Source organism: Mesorhizobium sp. M7A.F.Ca.US.007.01.2.1, assembly GCF_003998165.1.
GTDB lineage: Bacteria > Pseudomonadota > Alphaproteobacteria > Rhizobiales > Rhizobiaceae > Mesorhizobium > Mesorhizobium ciceri.
Genome location: NZ_RZQP01000133.1, coordinates 1 through 16,946, shown reverse-complemented (window position 1 = coordinate 16,946; position 16,946 = coordinate 1). Strand labels below are relative to the sequence as shown.

18 protein-coding genes are annotated in these 16,946 nt (G+C 63.5%); 6 read left to right on the top strand and 12 right to left on the bottom strand.

Features of this window, described 5'->3' with window-relative positions:
• Positions 1-217: 217 nt before the first annotated feature.
• From EN949_RS22095 to EN949_RS22085, 3 genes are all read right to left on the bottom strand, one after another.
• Positions 218-1,363: an ABC transporter ATP-binding protein gene (locus EN949_RS22095; RefSeq protein WP_063167588.1), complete on the bottom strand. Its 1,146-nt coding sequence runs from the start codon at positions 1,361-1,363 to the stop codon at positions 218-220.
• Between the two features lie 88 nt (positions 1,364-1,451).
• Positions 1,452-2,402 (bottom strand): PfkB family carbohydrate kinase, encoded by a 951-nt coding sequence (locus EN949_RS22090; protein ID WP_024502558.1) that lies wholly within the window; start codon positions 2,400-2,402, stop codon positions 1,452-1,454.
• Positions 2,403-2,405: 3 nt separating this feature from the next.
• The gene (locus EN949_RS22085) at positions 2,406-3,206 is read right to left on the bottom strand and encodes a class I fructose-bisphosphate aldolase (RefSeq protein WP_023756676.1); all 801 of its coding nucleotides are present in this window, start codon (positions 3,204-3,206) and stop codon (positions 2,406-2,408) included.
• 162 nt (positions 3,207-3,368) lie between these two features.
• Here EN949_RS22085 and EN949_RS22080 point away from each other — a divergent pair, with 162 nt between their 5' ends.
• From EN949_RS22080 to EN949_RS22070, 3 genes are all read left to right on the top strand, one after another.
• Positions 3,369-4,130, top strand: a complete 762-nt coding sequence (locus EN949_RS22080; RefSeq protein ID WP_013532952.1) for a DeoR/GlpR family DNA-binding transcription regulator — start codon at positions 3,369-3,371, stop codon at positions 4,128-4,130.
• A 267-nt stretch (positions 4,131-4,397) separates the two neighbouring features.
• A complete protein-coding gene (locus EN949_RS22075; RefSeq protein ID WP_024502557.1) occupies positions 4,398-5,546 on the top strand; it encodes a Gfo/Idh/MocA family oxidoreductase in 1,149 nt (382 codons plus the stop codon).
• A gap of 10 nt (positions 5,547-5,556) precedes the next feature.
• Positions 5,557-6,510, top strand: a complete 954-nt coding sequence (locus EN949_RS22070; protein ID WP_082827543.1) for an alpha/beta hydrolase — start codon at positions 5,557-5,559, stop codon at positions 6,508-6,510.
• On the opposite strand, the gene EN949_RS22065 is transcribed toward EN949_RS22070, so the two are convergent.
• Entirely contained in the window at positions 6,507-7,541 is a 1,035-nt protein-coding gene (locus EN949_RS22065; RefSeq protein ID WP_127365876.1) for a LacI family DNA-binding transcriptional regulator, read from the bottom strand. The two genes, EN949_RS22070 and EN949_RS22065, sit on opposite strands and share 4 nt — an antisense overlap.
• 327 nt (positions 7,542-7,868) lie before the next feature.
• Between EN949_RS22065 and rsgA the strand changes: the two genes are divergently transcribed.
• Positions 7,869-8,909, top strand: coding sequence for a ribosome small subunit-dependent GTPase A (rsgA, locus tag EN949_RS22060; RefSeq protein WP_127366930.1), 1,041 nt, complete (start codon positions 7,869-7,871; stop codon positions 8,907-8,909).
• A 19-nt stretch (positions 8,910-8,928) separates the two neighbouring features.
• Here the strand turns inward: rsgA and EN949_RS22055 are convergent, their stop codons facing one another.
• Positions 8,929-9,462: a sterol desaturase family protein gene (locus EN949_RS22055; RefSeq protein WP_027163878.1), complete on the bottom strand. Its 534-nt coding sequence runs from the start codon at positions 9,460-9,462 to the stop codon at positions 8,929-8,931.
• A 173-nt stretch (positions 9,463-9,635) separates the two neighbouring features.
• On the opposite strand from EN949_RS22055, the gene EN949_RS22050 reads away from it, so the two are divergent.
• Positions 9,636-10,106 carry an NUDIX domain-containing protein gene (locus EN949_RS22050; RefSeq protein WP_127366931.1) on the top strand — a complete coding sequence of 157 codons (471 nt, stop codon included), beginning with the start codon at positions 9,636-9,638 and terminating at the stop codon, positions 10,104-10,106.
• A 10-nt stretch (positions 10,107-10,116) separates the two neighbouring features.
• Here the strand turns inward: EN949_RS22050 and pobA are convergent, their stop codons facing one another.
• From pobA to pcaD, 6 genes are read right to left on the bottom strand one after another with little or no spacing between them, the layout of a single operon-like run.
• On the bottom strand, positions 10,117-11,289 hold the full coding sequence (gene pobA / locus EN949_RS22045; RefSeq protein WP_127366932.1) for a 4-hydroxybenzoate 3-monooxygenase: 1,173 nt from the start codon (positions 11,287-11,289) through the stop codon (positions 10,117-10,119).
• Complete coding sequence (locus EN949_RS22040) at positions 11,289-12,341, bottom strand: 3-carboxy-cis,cis-muconate cycloisomerase (RefSeq protein ID WP_127366933.1); 1,053 nt, start codon at positions 12,339-12,341, stop codon at positions 11,289-11,291. Before EN949_RS22040 ends, pobA begins: the two co-directional genes overlap by 1 nt.
• 19 nt (positions 12,342-12,360) lie before the next feature.
• Complete coding sequence (gene pcaG, locus EN949_RS22035; protein ID WP_013532961.1) at positions 12,361-12,975, bottom strand: protocatechuate 3,4-dioxygenase subunit alpha; 615 nt, start codon at positions 12,973-12,975, stop codon at positions 12,361-12,363.
• Positions 12,975-13,730 (bottom strand): protocatechuate 3,4-dioxygenase subunit beta, encoded by a 756-nt coding sequence (pcaH, locus tag EN949_RS22030; protein ID WP_127370779.1) that lies wholly within the window; start codon positions 13,728-13,730, stop codon positions 12,975-12,977. The genes pcaG and pcaH overlap by 1 nt, the downstream gene beginning before the upstream one ends.
• On the bottom strand, positions 13,720-14,127 hold the full coding sequence (gene pcaC / locus EN949_RS22025; RefSeq protein ID WP_127367676.1) for a 4-carboxymuconolactone decarboxylase: 408 nt from the start codon (positions 14,125-14,127) through the stop codon (positions 13,720-13,722). The genes pcaH and pcaC overlap by 11 nt, the downstream gene beginning before the upstream one ends.
• Entirely contained in the window at positions 14,120-14,929 is an 810-nt protein-coding gene (pcaD, locus tag EN949_RS22020; protein WP_127367675.1) for a 3-oxoadipate enol-lactonase, read from the bottom strand. The genes pcaC and pcaD overlap by 8 nt, the downstream gene beginning before the upstream one ends.
• A gap of 93 nt (positions 14,930-15,022) precedes the next feature.
• On the opposite strand from pcaD, the gene pcaQ reads away from it, so the two are divergent.
• Positions 15,023-15,940 (top strand): pca operon transcription factor PcaQ, encoded by a 918-nt coding sequence (gene pcaQ, locus EN949_RS22015; RefSeq protein WP_127370778.1) that lies wholly within the window; start codon positions 15,023-15,025, stop codon positions 15,938-15,940.
• Between the two features lie 18 nt (positions 15,941-15,958).
• Here pcaQ and EN949_RS22010 read toward each other — a convergent pair whose 3' ends face one another.
• A complete protein-coding gene (locus EN949_RS22010; RefSeq protein WP_127367285.1) occupies positions 15,959-16,888 on the bottom strand; it encodes an aldose 1-epimerase in 930 nt (309 codons plus the stop codon).
• Between the last annotated feature and the right edge of the window lie 58 nt (positions 16,889-16,946).

Below are 16,946 nucleotides of genomic sequence, written 5' to 3'. Positions count from 1 at the left end.
CACCATTGGGTGAATTCCAGCGTCGTATCCGCCATGGCGCCGGTTGCGCCAAGCAACCATGCGGCCGCGGCTATTTTCAGCATCGCGGGTTTAATACGAAACGTCATTTTCTCCTCCTTCTTTATATTCGCCCGCACAATGCGGCCGATCGTCTGATTATTCAGAAGTCTTCTTACGCAGGCGCCTCACCCTCGCCCGCGGGTCTCATCGCTGATATTCAGATTGCCAGATGCGTCTCGGGGTCGAAGAAATGGAGCTTGGCATCATCCAGGGCCAAGCTGATTTCCGAGCCGGAGCGGACTGTGCTGACCGGTTCGAATTTCGCCACCGCATTCGACGCCAGGCCGAAATCCTGCACCGCGTCAGGGTCGCCGGAGTCCACCCGGACCGCATCGATGTTGAGATGGACGATTTGTTCGGATCCGAGTTCTTCGATCGAGGTCACCTTTGCCGGAATCGTCTGATACTTGCGGCCCGATTCGAGACTGCTGTCATAGAGATCCTCCGGTCGTATCCCGAACACGACCTTGCGCCCCGCATACGACCTCAAGCCCGGCCTGCGCACGAAGGCTGCATCCTGCAGCCGGATGGCCAAGGCGCCGGACATCAGTTCGTCGCCCGTCAGGGTTGCCTCGAAAAGATTCATCGAAGGAGACCCGATGAAGCCGGCAACGAAAGCGTTCACCGGCGATTCATAGAGTCTCTTGGGTGCGTCGACCTGCTGCAGCACGCCGCCTTTCAACACCGCGACCCTGTCGCCCATCGTCATGGCTTCGGTTTGGTCGTGGGTCACATATATGGTCGTTACGCCGAGCTGCTTTTGCAGACTGGTGATTTCGGCGCGCATTTGAACACGCAGTTTCGCGTCCAGATTGGAAAGGGGTTCGTCCATGAGAAAGGCTGCCGGCTCGCGCACCATGGCGCGGCCCATGGCAACCCTTTGACGCTGTCCGCCTGAAAGGTTCGCGGGTTTGCTGTCCAGCAGAGACGTCAGTTGAAGGGTTTTGGCGATCTCGTCCACGCGCTTTTTGCGCTCGGCCTTCGGCTTGCCTGCCAGCCGCATCGAAAAGCCGATGTTTTCGAACACAGTCATATGCGGGTAGAGAGCGTAGCTCTGGAAGACCATCGCAATGTCGCGGTCCTTGGGCGGCATGTCGACGACGTCGACCCCGCCGATCCGAAGGCTGCCGCTGGTGACGTCCTCCAATCCCGCGATCATCCGCAACGCGGTGGATTTGCCACAGCCGGACGGCCCCACGAGAATCAAGAACTCGCCATCCTTGACCGACAGGTTCAATTGGTCGATTGCGTGAAAATTGTTCCCGTATGTCTTGCAGATATTCTCAAGAACGACTTCTGCCATATTCCTCCCTCCACAAGCCTAAGCCATTGATTTTTATGATTGTCCTCGGCTTACGTTCACCTGCGAAATTTTCCTCGGATAGTTCAGGCTATGTTCCGGTATCAAGCCGCGCATATTTCAGTTCGACTGCCGACGGCGCGTTCGTCGATGCCAGGAGTTCCTTGACCTGGTCGTCGGTCGGAAGCGCCTCGCGCCCGCCCCGCCCCGTTATCGAAAGGGCCGCCGCCGCGGCCGCGAATGCGACCCGGCCTGCGGTGTCGGCCCCGCGCGTCAATGCAAGGGCATAGGCGCCATGAAAGCAGTCACCGGCGCCGGTCGAGTCGACGACGGCAACCCGGTGCGGAGGCAGGTGCCAGAGCCCTGTCTCGTCGCGTCCGCGATAGAAGACGCCTCTGCCGCCATCCGTCAGAACCACGGCGGACCGCGACGGCAACCACAATGCATCGAGTATCTCGGCCGGAGCCTGGCGGCCGGTGGCGGTCCGCGCGAAGCCGAGCGGAAGAATGAGATGGTCGCAGAGCCCGATCAGTCTCTCGGTGGCCGGGCCGTGGCTCCATTCGACATCGCCGAGGATCGCAAGGCCGAGATCGCGAGCCCGAGCCACGACATCCAGCGACCCGATCCCGTAACTGTCGACGATCAGGACAGTCGCGCGGCTGAGAACCTCGTCCGGAAAGTCCGGCGCGGTGCCCAGCATCGCTTCGTCGTCGTACGCGATGAACCGCTCCCCATCCGAACCGACGGTGATCCGCGAGCGCACCGGGCGCGCGTGCGGGTGGCGCGGCGCGAACGCGGTTTCAACGCCGCTCGCAACGAGATCGCACAACACGGCGTCGTCGGCGGCACTGCCCAGCCATCCGACGAACCCGGCGCTTCCGCCGAGCCGCGCGACGGCGGCAAGTGCCGTCGCGACGTTTCCCCCGAAAGCTCGGGCACTTTGCAAAACCTTCCCCTTGCCCGCCGACAACGGCTGATCGACATAGACGATGTCGTCGATCGCAATAGCTCCGAAGCCGAGGATTGAAGGGACGGCGGGCATCGTTCAGGCACCCGCCTTCGCCAAGGCGTCTTGCGCCGAAAGGCCGTCATGGATGACGCCCCGAAAGGCGATCGCTGCCTTTTCCGGATCGCCGTGCCCCCATAGATTGCGGCCCACCACGGCACCGCGCGCGCCTGCACGGATGGCGTCCGCCGTCTGCTGAAGGGCGCCGAGCAGCGTGTCGGTCTTCGGACCTCCGGCTATCACAACCGGCACCGGGCAGGTCCGAACGGTCTCTCGGAACGACTCGAAATCGCCCGTGTAACCGATCTTGATCACATCGACGCCGGACTCGTAGCCGATGCGTGCCGCATAGGCGATCTCGTCGGGGGTGAAGACGATTTTTGCCCCGTCGGTGAAATCGCGAGGGTAGATATGCGCCACCACCGGCATGCCGTAACGAGCCGCCGCGTTCACCGAATCGGTCAGCCAGCGTATGTATTTTCCCTCGGTCGCGCCGCGCACCGGAATGGCCACGGCCAACGCATCGGCGCCGGCGCGCACCGCATCCTCGGGCGTTGCAATCAGCTCACTGATGCGATCGTCTGGGGTGAAGCAGCCGGCCTGGATCACCAGGGAAGCCTTGCCCGCATATTGCGGCCACAGATGGCGCGCGGTGCCAGGCTGGATGCTGACGTAGTCGGGTTTGCCTACCATGACGCGTGCAAGCGCACCCGGCAGGTCGGCAAGACCTCCTTTGCGCACGTCGCCATAGCCGACAAAGTGGTCGACCGCGCCGCCAAAAAGATTCCCCGATGGATGTGAGAAGAGGCGCGCCAGGCGCACCTTGGTTCCGAGGCTCATGAGTCCAAAACTCTCCAATTGATTGATTTCAAAATCCTGGATCCAGTGTTTGCGAAAGAAATAACAAATGCAATCTTTCGAAATCTTTCGAATTCGCCTATTTTTGGTAGAGTGAACCGAGGCCAGGGCGATCGCTTGGCGCATGGGGGCAAGGACAGGCCAATGTTGTCAGAGCAGAGACGCCAATCGATCCTGGGTGAAGTGCAACGCAGCGGGCAGGTTCGCATCAAGGACCTGTCAGACGATTTTGGCGTGTCGGAAGTCACGGTGCGCTCCGACCTCGAGATACTGGATCGCAAGGGACTGCTGACCAAGACCCGCGGAGGCGCGGTGACCCGGACCACGGATTCGACCACGGCCGCGTTCGCCCGGCGGATGCAAACAAACCTCGATGCAAAGAAACGCATCGCCCGGGCAGCGATAGACCTGTTCGAGGACAACCAATCGGTCATCTTCGATGGCGGCTCGACATTGATGCAGGTTGCCATGCTGTTACCGCCGCTCAGCAATGTCGTGGTCGCGGCCACGGCGATGAATATCGTGCAGCATCTGATGCATCGGCCCGGGCTCGACGTTCACATGATCGGCGGCCGGGTCTATCCGGACACGGTAAGCACGCTGATCACCGATGCCGACACGGCTCTCGGCGGCTTGGTAGCGCATCAGGTCTTTGTTGGAGCGCATGCGATTGACTCGTCACTGGATGTGGTCGACGTGAACGAAGACATGGCGCGAACCAAGCGAAACCTCGTGCGCATGGCCCGGCGCGTTGTCCTCCTTGCGGATTCGAGCAAATGGGGCGTCAGCGGAACCTCCAAGGCCTTTTCGCTGTCGAGCGTCGATGTCGTGATCACCGACGATGGCCTGTCCGGCCCAATACGCAGCCAGCTTGATAGGACAGGGGCCAAGGTGATCTATGCCTGACCCCGTCGAGGTCCCTGGCCGCGGCGGAAATGTCCGATGCGCGCATGACCCACGGCATCCGCATCGGCGGTCGGCCGTTTTTTCATGTCGGTCATTTTCTCCTCCCAGGACTGGCAGCCTCCCGATATCGCGCCAGCATTTTCGCATGTTGTATAAAAATTTTACGCGCGTCAATATTTAAAATGTTGTATAGCCCTTTGCGAAGGCGATCCGTTACTTCTGGGCGGATTCGGCAGACGGTGACCGCGTTGGGAGGTACGATCGAAAATGCACGGGATATCAACGACGAAACTCGGGATCGGCGTCATCGGATGCGGCAATATCTCGATGACCTATCTGCGCAATGCCGCTCTCTTCGGCGGCATCGAGTTGCGCGCCTGCGCCGATATCTCGGCCGACATGACGGCGCTGCGGGCGAAGGAATATGGCATACGGGCACTCGGCGTCGATGCACTGCTGGCCGACCCCGAGATCGATCTCGTCCTCAACCTGACCATTCCGGCGGCGCATTTCGACATTTCGTTTGCCGCCCTTTCGGCCGGCAAGCACGTCTTCACCGAAAAGCCGCTCGCCACCTCGGCCGCCGATGGACGGCGCCTGGTCGACGAGGCGCGGTCGCGCGGGCTGCTGCTCGGCTCGGCGCCCGACACCTTCCTTGGTGCAGCCGGACGCCGCGCCCGCCGGCTGATGGATGACGGCGCCATCGGCCGCCCGGTCACCGGCACCGCCTTCATGATGGGCCGCGGCATGGAGCACTGGCACCCCAACCCGCAGTTCTACTACCAGCCAGGCGGTGGCCCGGTGTTCGACATGGGCCCCTACTATCTGACCATGCTGGTCAATCTGCTCGGCCCGGTCGAACGCGTCATGGCGATGGCGACGCGCGGCCAGGAGGAGCGGCTGATCACTGCCGAAGGGCCATTCAAGAACACCACATTCAAGGTCGGCACGCCGACCAATGTGCTGTCGCTGCTGGAGTTCCGCTCCGGCGCAACCGTCACCTTCGGCGCCTCGTGGGATGTCTTTCGCCACTCCAACCATCCGATCGAACTGCACGGCACGGAAGGCTCGCTGCGCCTGCCCGACCCCGACACGTTCGGCGGCACCGTGTCGCTGTCGAAACGCGGCACCGACTGGAGGGATTTCGCCAGCGAAGGCGAACTCTATGGCGCCCGCAACTGGCCTTATGCGGCGCCCGATCGCGCCAATTACCGCATGCTCGGCGTCGCCGATCTGGTGCGCTCGCTTCAGACCGGCAACACGCCACGCGCCTCCGGCAATCTGGCGCTGCATGTACTGGAGATCATGGACGCTATCCTGCGCTCCGGTGAAACACAGGGCTCGGTCGCCATCGCGGGCGATGTCGTCCAGCCGGCCCTGCTGACCGAGGAAGAGGCGAGCGATCTGCTGGCCTGAGGGTATTATCATGACGCTCGATCCGGATGCGCTGCGCGTCCTCGACATGGCTCGTGCAGCCGGCGGCAAGCCATTCGAGACCGGCAGCGTGGCGGCGGCGCGAGCTGCCTACAACGCCTCGTTCCCGACGCTGCAAGGTGAGCATGAGCCGGTCGCGACGACCTTTGAACAGCAGATCGACGGGCCGAACGGCCCCATCACTGTCCGCATCCATCGCGGCATCGACGCACTGCCGAGCGGGGCGCCGGCGCTGCTCTATCTGCATGGCGGCGGCTGGGTCATCGGCAATCTCGATTCACATGACGAGATCTGCCGCCTGATGGCCAATCTCGGCAACGCCGTCATTGTCTGCCCCGACTATCGCCTGGCCCCGGAGCACAAATTTCCCGCCGGGCTCGAGGATTGCCTGGCGACACTTCGCTTCATGGCTGAGAATGCCGTCGACCTGGGCATCGACAAGGTGCGCATTGGTGTTGCCGGCGACAGCGCCGGCGGCAATCTTGCCGCAGTGCTGGCGCTGCTCGCACGCGATGGGCTCGCTCCACCACTTGCGACCCAGATCCTGATCTATCCCAACACCGACGCGCGGCAGACATCGGACAGCTACCGGCGTTTCGGCGACGGCTTCGGCCTTACCGCGACGACCATGGCATGGTTCCGCGACCATTATGTGCGAACGCCCGACGATATCATGGACTGGCGCGTCTCGCCCTTGCTGGCGCCTGATCTTGCCGGCGTCGCGCCAGCATTCGTGGCGCTTGCCGGCTGTGACATCCTGGCCGACGAAGGGGCAGCCTATGCGGCGCGCCTGCAGGCCGCGGGCGTGCCTGTGATCCTGCGGCAATGGCCGGGCCAGATCCATGGCTTCGTCTCGATGGGACGCCATATTCCCGCCGCCCGGCAAGCGGTGGTCGAGGGGGTGACGGCCTGGCGCCACTTCGAGGGATCGACGTCGACCGGTTAGGCCGACTGACGCATCACCAGGGTGGCACCGAGCTTGACGGTGCGCGCCATGCCCTGCTTCGGCGGATCGGCCTCGTCCAGCAGGGCCAGCAGGATCTCGACGCTGCGGCCGGCCATGGCGGTGAAATCCTGCGCCATGGTGGTCAGCGCCGGACAGGTGTAGCGGCTCAGCGGATGGTCGTCGTGGGCGGCAACGCGCAGATCGCAATCGGGCCTGCGGCCGACCTTCAGGCCGCGCGAGTACGCGGCCGCCATCACGCCAAAGGCGAGACGATCGTTGGCGCACAGGATGGTGCGGCCAGGCAAGGTCCCGGCCTCCAGCATTTTTTCCGTCTGCTCGTAGCCGATGCGTTCGAAGTCCCAGGTGTAATCGCGCGCGGCCTCGATGACGACCGGCTTGAAGCCGGCGGTCTCCATCGCGACGATGTAGCTCTCCTGGCGTTCGCCGGAGTTGTGGTTGACATGCGGAATGTCGAGATAGACCGGCGGTTCGCCCGAGCGACAGAGATAGTCGACGATGGTCGACACGCTCTGCCGGTTGTCGTTGCCGACGAACGGCGTATCGCCCTCGATATAGGTGTCGAAATAGACGATCGGAATGTCCTGCCCGAGCTTGTCGAAGACGCTGCGGTCGGAGGCAAGGCCGAGCGGGGCGATGATCGCGCCGGCCACCTTCAGCGACAGCAGCGTCCTGACCGACTCCGCCTCCAGCTTCGGCGAGCCATGCGAGGAGATGACGATCGGCCAGTAGCCTTCGTCGCGGCAACGAAATTCGATGCGGCTGACCATCTCGGCGTAGAAAGGATCGGTGATCGTCGGCACGACGATGCCGATGTTGCGGGTGCGCTTGCGGTTGAGATTGCGGGCGAAAAGGTTCGGCTGATAGTCCGAGGAACGCAGGGCGGCTTCGATGCGCGCCCGCGTCGCCGGCTTCACGCTCGCCGGATCGTCGAAATATTTGGACAGCGTCGGGCGCGACACGCCGCATGCCTGGGCGAAGTCGTCCATCGTGCGGTGCGTCTTCTCCGCCATCGATATGTTCCTGATCCCCTGCCAACGATCGGCCCCGCCCACAGTCATGCGGCCGTTGACCGGATGCGACAATGCTCGACGGAACTTATTCAGTCAATTTTCACAGTTCCCATTAGAATGCAAAAAGATTGCGTGCGTCAAATTATTTGTTAACGCTTTAAACCTGATGGCGTCAGTTCGACGAGGATAGGCTGCAGAAGCTTGCCGCTCAGCCCTCGGCTACGGGCCTGCTTGCCAAATGTCGCCATGCCGCCCATACACGGCTTGGAAATCACCCCACCCCGTTCGCCCCCCCTGCCAGGGATACCGTCCAATGTCCGTGACGCCGTGGTCAAAGCCGTGACGGATCACTCCACGCCATCGCTCGCCAGCCTGGGCTGGACCGAATTTTTCGGCGACCAGCTCGAGCCCGGCGAAGCCAATCTTGTCCCGACGCGGATCGCCACCGTCCACCGCGATCGCCTGACCGGCCTGTCCCAGGCAGGGCCGGTCGACCTGACGCTGCCGGCGCAGGCGAACACCGGTGACTATGCCGTCGGCGACTGGGTTCTGGTCTATGGGCATGAACACCTTGTGAAGCGCCGCCTGACCCGCAAGACGGTGCTGGAACGCCGCACCCAGGGCGGTGGCAGGGTGCCGCAGCTTGCCGCGGCCAATGTCGACACGCTGTTCATCGTCACCTCGTGCAATGCCGACTTCAATCCCGCCCGGCTCGAGCGCTATCTGGCGCTGGCCAACGAGGCCGGAACGACGCCGGTGATCCTGCTGACCAAGGCCGATACCGCTGAAGACGCCGAGACCTACCAGAAGCAAGCTGCGGCGTTGCAGCGTGGATTGCCGGTGGTGATGCTGAACCCCCGCACATCGGATGCGGCAACCGTCCTGGCTGCCTGGTGCGGTGTCGGCCAGACGGTGGCGCTGATCGGCTCCTCCGGCGTCGGCAAATCGACGCTGGTCAACACGCTGGCCGGATCGGCGCAGCAATCGCCGCAACAGACCGGGGGCATCCGCGAGCACGATTCCAAGGGACGCCACACCACCACGTCGCGATCGCTGCATTCAATCGCCGGCGGTGGCTGGGTGATCGACACGCCGGGCATGCGGACGCTGCAGGTCAGCGATGTCGGCTACGGCATCGACACGCTGTTTGCCGAAATCACCGAGCTTGCACCGCTCTGCAAGTTCCGCGACTGCACGCATGTGCACGAGCCGGGTTGCGCGGTTCAGGCTGCCTTGAAGGCGGGGACGCTCGACCCGGAGCGCCTTGCCCGCTGGCGAAAACTGTCCGACGAGAACCAGAACAACACGCCGGTCCAGAGCGGGCCTCGCGGAGCCAAGACTTCCGGCGGTCGCGGAAAGAGGCGCTGAACGGCGAGGACTGAGGACTTCAGAGCTGCGCCGTGCCGAAAACGCGATCCCAGAATGCCGAAGTCACACCGAAATTGGCCGTTTCGTCGATGTGGTGATGCACCGCATGACGGCGCTTGAGCGTGTAGAGATAGCTCGGATGCGCCGGGTGCCAGTGATGGATCATGTGGTGGATGCTGATGTACCACAGATATCCCAGCATCAACCCGCAGCTCACCGCGCTCGCGGTGGCGAAATCTGAGACCACCCAAACGGGCACAAACGCGACCAGCGCATGCACGCCGAGACTGAGCCAGGTTGGCGTGCCCACAGAACTGCGTTCCTCGACATGGTGACGGTCGTGCAGGTCCTTGACGTAAGGAATATGGTGAAGAGCGAACCTGTGCAGCACATACTCGATCAGCGTCCAGAGGCCGAGACAGGCGAGGACAGTGCCGATCCAGCCTGGCGCACTCTCTTCGCCAGCCTCGAGCAGCCCGGCCACTGCCAGCACGGCGATCACCAGCGGATACACCACGAAGTCGCTATAGTAGCCAATAAGACCGAGTTGCATCGTCACCTAGCCTTCGAGCCGCCAAATAAGCGATGGTATCAGATTGCCGGACTCGCGACCGAGGTGCAATGCAGACGCGCCTGACATAGCGTCGCAATCCCCTAGTGCAAGGTTCGCATCAACGATTCAAGGACCATCGGCAGGCTGCCGGCTTCGCAAATGGACGTACAAAAATGGCAAAACGCAGTGCGGGATTGCTGATCTATCGCCGCAGCGATAGCGATCTCAGGGTGTTGCTGGTTCACCCGGGCGGGCCGTTCTGGGCGAAGAAGGACGATGGCGCCTGGTCGATACCGAAGGGTCTCGTCGGCGAGGACGAGGATGAGTTGACGGCAGCGCAACGCGAGACCGAGGAAGAGCTCGGCGTCAAGGTTGATGGTCCCTTCGCGCGGCTCGGCGACTACAAACAACCCGGCGGCAAGATCGTCTCGGCCTGGTCTGTCGAGGCGACCATCGACATCGACGTGGCCGCCATCAAGAGCAACATTTTCACCATGGAATGGCCGCCAAGGTCAGGATCCCTGAAGGAGTTCCCGGAGGTCGACAGAGCGGGCTGGTTCACCTTGCCCGAGGCCGAGGTGAAAATCCTCAAGGGGCAGCGCCCGATGCTTTTGGATTTTGCCAGGCAGCAAGGCGCCGGATGATCCGCAGCCCTCAATAGGGCAGGCCGACATAGTTTTCCGCGAGCGCGGTCGATGCGGCACGCGACTGCACGAGATAGTCGAGCTCGGCCTCCTGGATGCGCTGGCCGAACTCGCCGGTGTCGGGAAAACGATGCAGCATCGTCGTCATCCACCAGGAAAAGCGAACCGCCTTCCAGACCCGTGCCAGCGCCTTTTGCGAATAGCAGTCGATGCCAGCCGGGGATTTGTCGCGATAGAAGTCGCACAAACCCGAGAAGAGATAGCGCACGTCGCTGGCAGCGAGGTTCAGACCCTTGGCGCCGGTCGGCGGCACGATGTGGGCGGCGTCGCCGACCAGGAACAGCCGGCAGAAGCGCATCGGCTCGGCAACGAAGGAGCGCAGTGGCGCGATCGATTTCTCGAAGGATGGGCCGGTGACGACGCTTGCCGCCGTCTGCTCGGGCAAGCGGCGGCGCAGCTCGTCCCAGAAGCGCTCATCCGACCACGCCTCGACACGGTCGCCCTCGGGGCACTGCACATAGTAACGGCTGCGGTGCGTCGAGCGCATCGAGCACAGGGCAAACCCCCTTTCATGATTGGCGTAGACCAGTTCGTGATCGGCCGGCGGCACTTCGGCCAGCACGCCGAGCCAGCCGAACGGATACTGCCGCTCGAAGATTTTCAGCGCACGCTCGGGCACCGATTTGCGGCTGACGCCGTGATAGCCGTCACAGCCGGCAATGAAGTCGCAATCGATGCGATGCGTGACCCCGTCCTTGTCATAGGTCGCGAAAGGTGCGGCGCCGTCGAAATCGTGCAACGCGACATTTGCCGCCTCGTAGATCGTGGTCAGTCCCTCCGCATCGCGCTTGTCCATCAAATCGTGCGTCACCTCGGTCTGGCCATAGACGGTGACATGCCTGCCGCCGGTCAGTGCCTCGAGGTCGATGCGGTGCAGGCGTCCGTCGAAGGCGAGCGAGATGCCGGAATGCGGCAGTCCTTCCGCGTGCAGCCTTGCCGCCGCGCCGGCCTGTTCCAGCAATTCGACGGTGCCCTGTTCGAGCACCCCTGCCCGCACTCGGCCAAGCACGTGCTCGCGGCTCGCGCGTTCCAGAATGACCGTCTCGACGCCGATGCCGGCCAGAAGCTGCCCAAGCAGCAGGCCGGACGGTCCGGACCCGACGATGACGATTTGCGTGCGCATCAGTGGCCGAGACTTTCGACCTGTGCGGCCAGCTCAGCGGCAAGGCGGAGCGACGCGGCCGTCGCGATGACCATTTGCGGCAGCAATAGCCATTCCAGCGTCCAGGCAGCGCCCGAGCGCTCCTGCTCATGCACGAGCGCGTGATGCATGCCCGCAAGCTGCGTGGCGTTGAAGCGGGCAAGCGCCACCAGCGCTTCGGCCTTCACCGGGTTCTGCTTGTGCGGCATGGCCGAAGAGCCGCCGCCGCCGGAAAGCTCGATCTCGGTTCCACCTTGCGCCATCAGCGCGATGTCCTGGCCGAATTTGCCGAGGCTGCCTGATAGCAGCGACATCAGGCCGGCGAAATCGGCGAGTGCGTCACGCTGGTTCTGCCAATGCGGTGCGTCGCCAAGGCCGAGCTTTGCGGCCAGTGCTGCGCGCACCGCCGGACCTTTGTCGCCCAGCTTTTCCAGCGTGCCGGCGGCACCGCCGAACTGCACAACCAGCAGACGCCTCGACTGTTCCGACAATCTTTCCTGATGCCGTTGCAGTGGCGCCCGCCACGTCCTGACGCGATCGGCCGCTTTGATCGGAATGGCTGGCTGCATGCGCGTCATTCCCGTCAGCGCCCTGCCGCCAAACCGCTCTCCGAGCGAGACGAGCCGTATAATGGTCTCGGTCAGGAGCAGGCCGAGATGCTCGACGATGGACTTCAGCCGAAACACCAGGCCGGTATCGAGGACATCCTGGCTGGTTGCGCCGAAATGCACTTTATCGCCATGCGGTTCGCCGACCGCCGCCCTGATCTGGCGTACCAGTTCCGGCACAATGACGCCGTCTTTGGCGACGGCAGCCCGCAGCAAGGCGGTGTCGGGCCGGAATGTGGCAAGTGCGGCCACGATCGCGGCGGCATCATCCTTGGTGATAATCCCGTTTTCAGCTTCCGCTTGCGCCAGCGCCCGCTCGAAGGCAAGCATCGCCTCGATTTCCGCCTCGACGGAAAAATGCCGGTTCGCCTCCTCGTCGCCGAGAAGAGCGGAGAGCAGTGGATGGTCGAAGGGCGATACGGTCATATCCTGCTCCTCCTGACCATCAGCTGTCGAAGAAGACCGTTTCCTTCTCCCCCTGGAGATGGATGTCAAAAACATAAATATCGCCGTTGCGCTCGGCGATCAGCGTCGGCACGCGGACGCGGTGCTCGATGCGCGCCAGGATCGCATCGCCGGCATTGGCCTTTTCCTCATCGGAAAAATACAGCCGTGTGTGCAGGCCGAGATTGATGCCGCGCGCGACGATCCAGAGGGTGATGTGCGGGGCCATCAAGCTTCCGTCCCTGAACGGCACGCGGCCCGGCTTGATCGTCTCGAACGTGCACAGACCGGTGTCCATGTCGGTCGGGCAACGGCCCCAGCCGAAAAAATTCGGATCGGCCGCGCCGCGCAGTTCAGCCGGCGAATTGTAGAGCCCATCCGCATCTGCCTGCCAGATCTCGATCAGCGCATCCTTGAGCGGCGTGCCGGTACCGTCGAGCACCCGGATGCGCAGGCCGATGCGCTCCCCCTTGGTCTTGTCGTTGACCATGGTCGCACCAAGGTCGGTCGCATAGACGCCGCCGATGCCGCAGAAATTGGGCGTCAGCCCGATATGAACATAAGGTCCGGCGGTCTGCGAGGGGCTTTCCCTGAGCCGGTCGAGCGACTGGGCCATCAATTGCCCTCCAGCCTGTTTTCGAACAGCGACGCGCGGCGCCCGCGCAGCACGATGTCGAACTTGTAGGCGCGCGCGTCGAAGGGGATCGTCGCCTGCATGTCGAGCGTGGCGATCAGCGTTTCGACGGCGGCCTTGTCGGGGATGCCGCGCACGATCGGGCAGTGCCAGATCAGCGGATCACCCTCGAAATACATCTGCGTGATCAGCCGCTGCGCAAAGCCGTGGCCGAAGACCGAGAAATGGATGTGCGAGGGCCGCCAGTCGTTCGGCCCGTTCGGCCAGGGATAGGGGCCGGGCTTGACGGTGCGAAAGGCGTAGCCGCCATCCTCGCCTGTTATGGCGCGCCCGCAGCCGCCAAAGTTCGGGTCGAGCGGCGCCAGATAGCCGTCCTTTTTGTGGCGGTAGCGGCCGCCGGCATTGGCCTGCCATAATTCGAGCAGCGCGCCGGGTACGCCAACACCGCGTTCATCGAGCACCCGGCCATGGACGATGATGCGCTCGCCGAGCGCGCTCTCGCCGGGCCTGGCGAAATTGTGGATCAGGTCGGCGTCGAGTTTGCCGAGCATGGCGTGACCGAAGACCGGGCCTGCAATCTCCGACAGCGTGTTGTCGAACGGCAGCGGCGCCCTCTGCGGCGAGCGCAGCACGGAGGTCTTGTAATTCGGTGTCAGAACAGGCGGATGCCAGGTCCGGTCGCGCTGGAAGAAGGCGCCGGTCTCGGGCCTCCGGTTCGAGCCGGACTCAGCGGTCATTCTGGCTTCCGTCCATTTCCGAAAACACGTCCTTGGCAATTCTGAAGGCACGGTTGGCGGCCGGCACGCCGGCATAGATGGCGACATGCAGGAACGCCTCGCAGATATCGTCGCGCGAGGCACCGGTGTTGACGGTGGCGCGCACATGCATAGCAACCTCCTCATCATGGCCGAGCGCGGCCAGCAGCGCCAGCGTGACGATCGAACGCTCACGCCTGGTCAAGCCCGGCCGCGCCCACACGGTTCCCCAGGCGGCCTCGGTGATCAACTCCTGGAAAGGCTGGTCGAAATCGGTGGCGGCGACCTCGGCGCGCTCGACATGGCGGTCGCCAAGCACCGAGCGCCGCACCGCGAGGCCGGTGCGATATCTGGCTGCATCGCCGGAGACTTCATCCATGGGTTTCTGCTCCAGGGGCAAGCGACGCGATAAAACTGCGGATCAGGGCGGTGAGCGCTTCAGGCTGTTCGACGCAAGGAATGTGTCCAGCGTCGCGGATGATTTCGAAGCGCGCGCCGGGGATCAGCTCGGCCAGCGAGCGGACGAGATCGGGAGGTGTCGAGCCATCCTGGTCGCCGGCGACGCAGAGCGTCGGCACCGCGATGCGGCGTGCAGCATCGGTGAAATCGGCATCGCGAACGGCCGCGCAAGTCCCGACGTAACCTGCAAGCGCTTGCCTCGTCATCATGTTCCAGTAACCGTCGAGCTCGGCCTGACGCGCCGCGTGGAAGGCGGGGGTGAACCACACTTTGAGCACGCCATCGGCAATCGCCTGGATGCCCTTGCTTTCGACGGTCGCGATGCGTGTGTTCCAGCTGTCTGTCGTGCCGATCTTGTGTGCCGTATCGCAAAGGATCAGGCCTTCGACGATTTCAGGCCGCCTGGCATAGAGCCCCTGCGCGATCATGCCGCCGACCGACAGGCCGCACAGCACGACCTTGCTCCAGCCGAAATGATCGATGAGCGCCGAGAGGTCATCGACGTGATCGTCGATCGACCTGATGTCGCCGATGTCGGACAGTCCGTGGCCGCGCTTGTCATACACCAGCAGCGGCATTTCACCATCGAACGTCGAGACAATTTCGTCCCAGATCCGGAAGTCGGTGCCGAGCGAATTGATGAATATGATTGGGCGCGCATTGCCGGTCGCCTTGATGTGGCGATGGTGCAGCGTGATGCCGCCGATGGTGACGAATGGCACGGTTTCGATCCTCCGCCCTCACATTGCACAAGGCGTTTGGTTCGGTAAAATGATATTTTTTGGCGTTTCATTAACTCAGGGGTTATCGAATCCATGTCCGAGAGCCGCATTCGGTTCCGTCACCTGCAGGCATTCCTGGAAGTTGCGCGGCAGGGGAGCGTGGCGCGAGCGGCTGACTTGCTGCATGTCAGCCCGCCGGCGGTGACCAAGACATTGCGCGAACTGGAAGAGGCGCTGGGGGTGGCGGTCGTCGAACGCGACGGCCGCGGCATCAGACTGACGCGCATCGGCGAAATCTTCCTTCGTCATGCCGGTACGGCGATCACGGCGCTCAAGCAGGGTGTCGATTCCGTCCGGCAGGACGGGGCGGTCAACCGGCACCCGATCCGCATCGGCGCGCTGCCGACGGTGTCGGCGCGGGTGATGCCGCTTGCCATGAGCCTGTTCCTCAAAGAGAGCACCGGTGCGGCGATCAAGATCGTCACCGGCGAGAACGCGGTGCTGCTCGAACAGTTGCGCACCGGCGCGCTCGATCTCGTCGTCGGACGGCTGGCGGCGCCGGAGAACATGACCGGCTTCTTCTTCGAGCATCTCTACTCCGAACAGGTGCTGTTCGTGGTGCGGGCGCGACATCCGCTGCTTGAGCCCGGACAGGACGTGTTCGCGCGGCTCGACGAGTTCCCGGCGCTGATGCCGACACGGGAATCGGTCATCCGCCCTTTCGTCGACCGCCTGTTCATCACCAACGGCATGACGGCGCCGGCAACCGAGATCGAAACCGTCTCGGACTCCTTCGGCCGCGCCTTCCTGCGGCAGAGCGATGCGGTCTGGATCATTTCGGCCGGCGTCGTCGCCAATGAGCTCGGCAGCGGCGCCTTCGTCGCCCTGCCGGTCGACACCGAGGAAACCAAGGGACCGGTCGGCCTGACGATGCGGACCGACACGGCGCCCTCGCCGGCCTTCTCCATCCTGCTGCAGACCATCCGCGAAGCGGCGAGGCAAAGCAGTTGATGCGGCTCAGACTGGCGATCAGATCTCCCGCGAAGGCGTGAAGCGAACGCTTGCGGACCGCATGTGCCCGGACGCCAGTACGATGCAGCCGGTCTCGATGCCCGTGTCAGCCCTGCGGTTGAAGGCATCGGTGATGTTGCTGACCGGTTCGGCGCAAAAGAACGGCTCGCCGGGCGGCGTGTAGAGGACAAGGAAATCGAGTGGCGCCTCGGCCTCGATGTCCAGTTGCCGTCCATGCTCCGGCCAGGAGATCCGGGCGCGGCGCGACCATCCGGTGAAGACCGTGTCGAAGTCCGTCTCCGACACGTCGAAGCCCGTGGTCGGGTTGGCGCCCGGCGGCGGCGGGACGTGGATGGTGGGCAGGATTTCCGCATCGGTTTCCCACATGCCGGACACCCGCGCCTGGACATGTGTCCACGGCGTCGACGGAAAATAGGGATGTAGGCCAAAGCCTGCCGGCATCGGCGTGTCCGAAAGGTTGCGCAGCGAGAGGGCAATCGCCAGCCTGCCATCGATCAGCGAGATGGCCTGCCTTGCCTCATAGCTCCACGGCCAGGAATCGGCGGCATGGCGATAGGATAGGACCGTGCTGCTGGTTTCGTGCCGCACGACTGTCCATGATCGACGCCAGCCATGGCCGTGCTCATAGTGCGGATCGTCCGAGTTGGTCGGCAGTTCGACGGTGCGGCCGGCGAATGCGAAGCGGCCGCCCCTTATGCGATTGGAATAGGGAACCAGCGGGAAGCAGGCCATGGCGCCGGCATCGCGGCGGCCGATCGCCGCCGGGTCAGCAGGGCGCAGCCAGTCCACGACGGATCCGTTTTGCCGCCAGCGATACGACGCCAGGGCACCGCCGGCAGCAGGGACGATTTCCACGGTCGCAATGCCATCGCTGATCGAGATCAGCTCTTGGTGCTGCTCGGTAACGGCAGCGGAATTCTTTGTCATCGGCACACCCCCATCCCTTGACTCCAATCGCAATGCCGATAAGACATATCATATGAAT

What these genes read in the sequence shown, in the direction of transcription:
- EN949_RS22095 (WP_063167588.1), bottom strand. Translation starts at nt 1,363, where the DNA reads ATGGCAGAAGTCGTTCTTGAGAATATCTGCAAGACATACGGGAACAAT.
- EN949_RS22090 (WP_024502558.1), bottom strand. Translation starts at nt 2,402, where the DNA reads ATGCCCGCCGTCCCTTCAATCCTCGGCTTCGGAGCTATTGCGATCGAC.
- EN949_RS22085 (WP_023756676.1), bottom strand. Translation starts at nt 3,206, where the DNA reads ATGAGCCTCGGAACCAAGGTGCGCCTGGCGCGCCTCTTCTCACATCCA.
- EN949_RS22080 (WP_013532952.1), top strand. Translation starts at nt 3,369, where the DNA reads ATGTTGTCAGAGCAGAGACGCCAATCGATCCTGGGTGAAGTGCAACGC.
- EN949_RS22075 (WP_024502557.1), top strand. Translation starts at nt 4,398, where the DNA reads ATGCACGGGATATCAACGACGAAACTCGGGATCGGCGTCATCGGATGC.
- EN949_RS22070 (WP_082827543.1), top strand. Translation starts at nt 5,557, where the DNA reads ATGACGCTCGATCCGGATGCGCTGCGCGTCCTCGACATGGCTCGTGCA.
- EN949_RS22065 (WP_127365876.1), bottom strand. Translation starts at nt 7,541, where the DNA reads ATGGCGGAGAAGACGCACCGCACGATGGACGACTTCGCCCAGGCATGC.
- EN949_RS22055 (WP_027163878.1), bottom strand. Translation starts at nt 9,462, where the DNA reads ATGCAACTCGGTCTTATTGGCTACTATAGCGACTTCGTGGTGTATCCG.
- EN949_RS22050 (WP_127366931.1), top strand. Translation starts at nt 9,636, where the DNA reads ATGGCAAAACGCAGTGCGGGATTGCTGATCTATCGCCGCAGCGATAGC.
- pobA (WP_127366932.1), bottom strand. Translation starts at nt 11,289, where the DNA reads ATGCGCACGCAAATCGTCATCGTCGGGTCCGGACCGTCCGGCCTGCTG.
- EN949_RS22040 (WP_127366933.1), bottom strand. Translation starts at nt 12,341, where the DNA reads ATGACCGTATCGCCCTTCGACCATCCACTGCTCTCCGCTCTTCTCGGC.
- pcaG (WP_013532961.1), bottom strand. Translation starts at nt 12,975, where the DNA reads ATGGCCCAGTCGCTCGACCGGCTCAGGGAAAGCCCCTCGCAGACCGCC.
- pcaH (WP_127370779.1), bottom strand. Translation starts at nt 13,730, where the DNA reads ATGACCGCTGAGTCCGGCTCGAACCGGAGGCCCGAGACCGGCGCCTTC.
- pcaC (WP_127367676.1), bottom strand. Translation starts at nt 14,127, where the DNA reads ATGGATGAAGTCTCCGGCGATGCAGCCAGATATCGCACCGGCCTCGCG.
- pcaQ (WP_127370778.1), top strand. Translation starts at nt 15,023, where the DNA reads ATGTCCGAGAGCCGCATTCGGTTCCGTCACCTGCAGGCATTCCTGGAA.
- EN949_RS22010 (WP_127367285.1), bottom strand. Translation starts at nt 16,888, where the DNA reads ATGACAAAGAATTCCGCTGCCGTTACCGAGCAGCACCAAGAGCTGATC.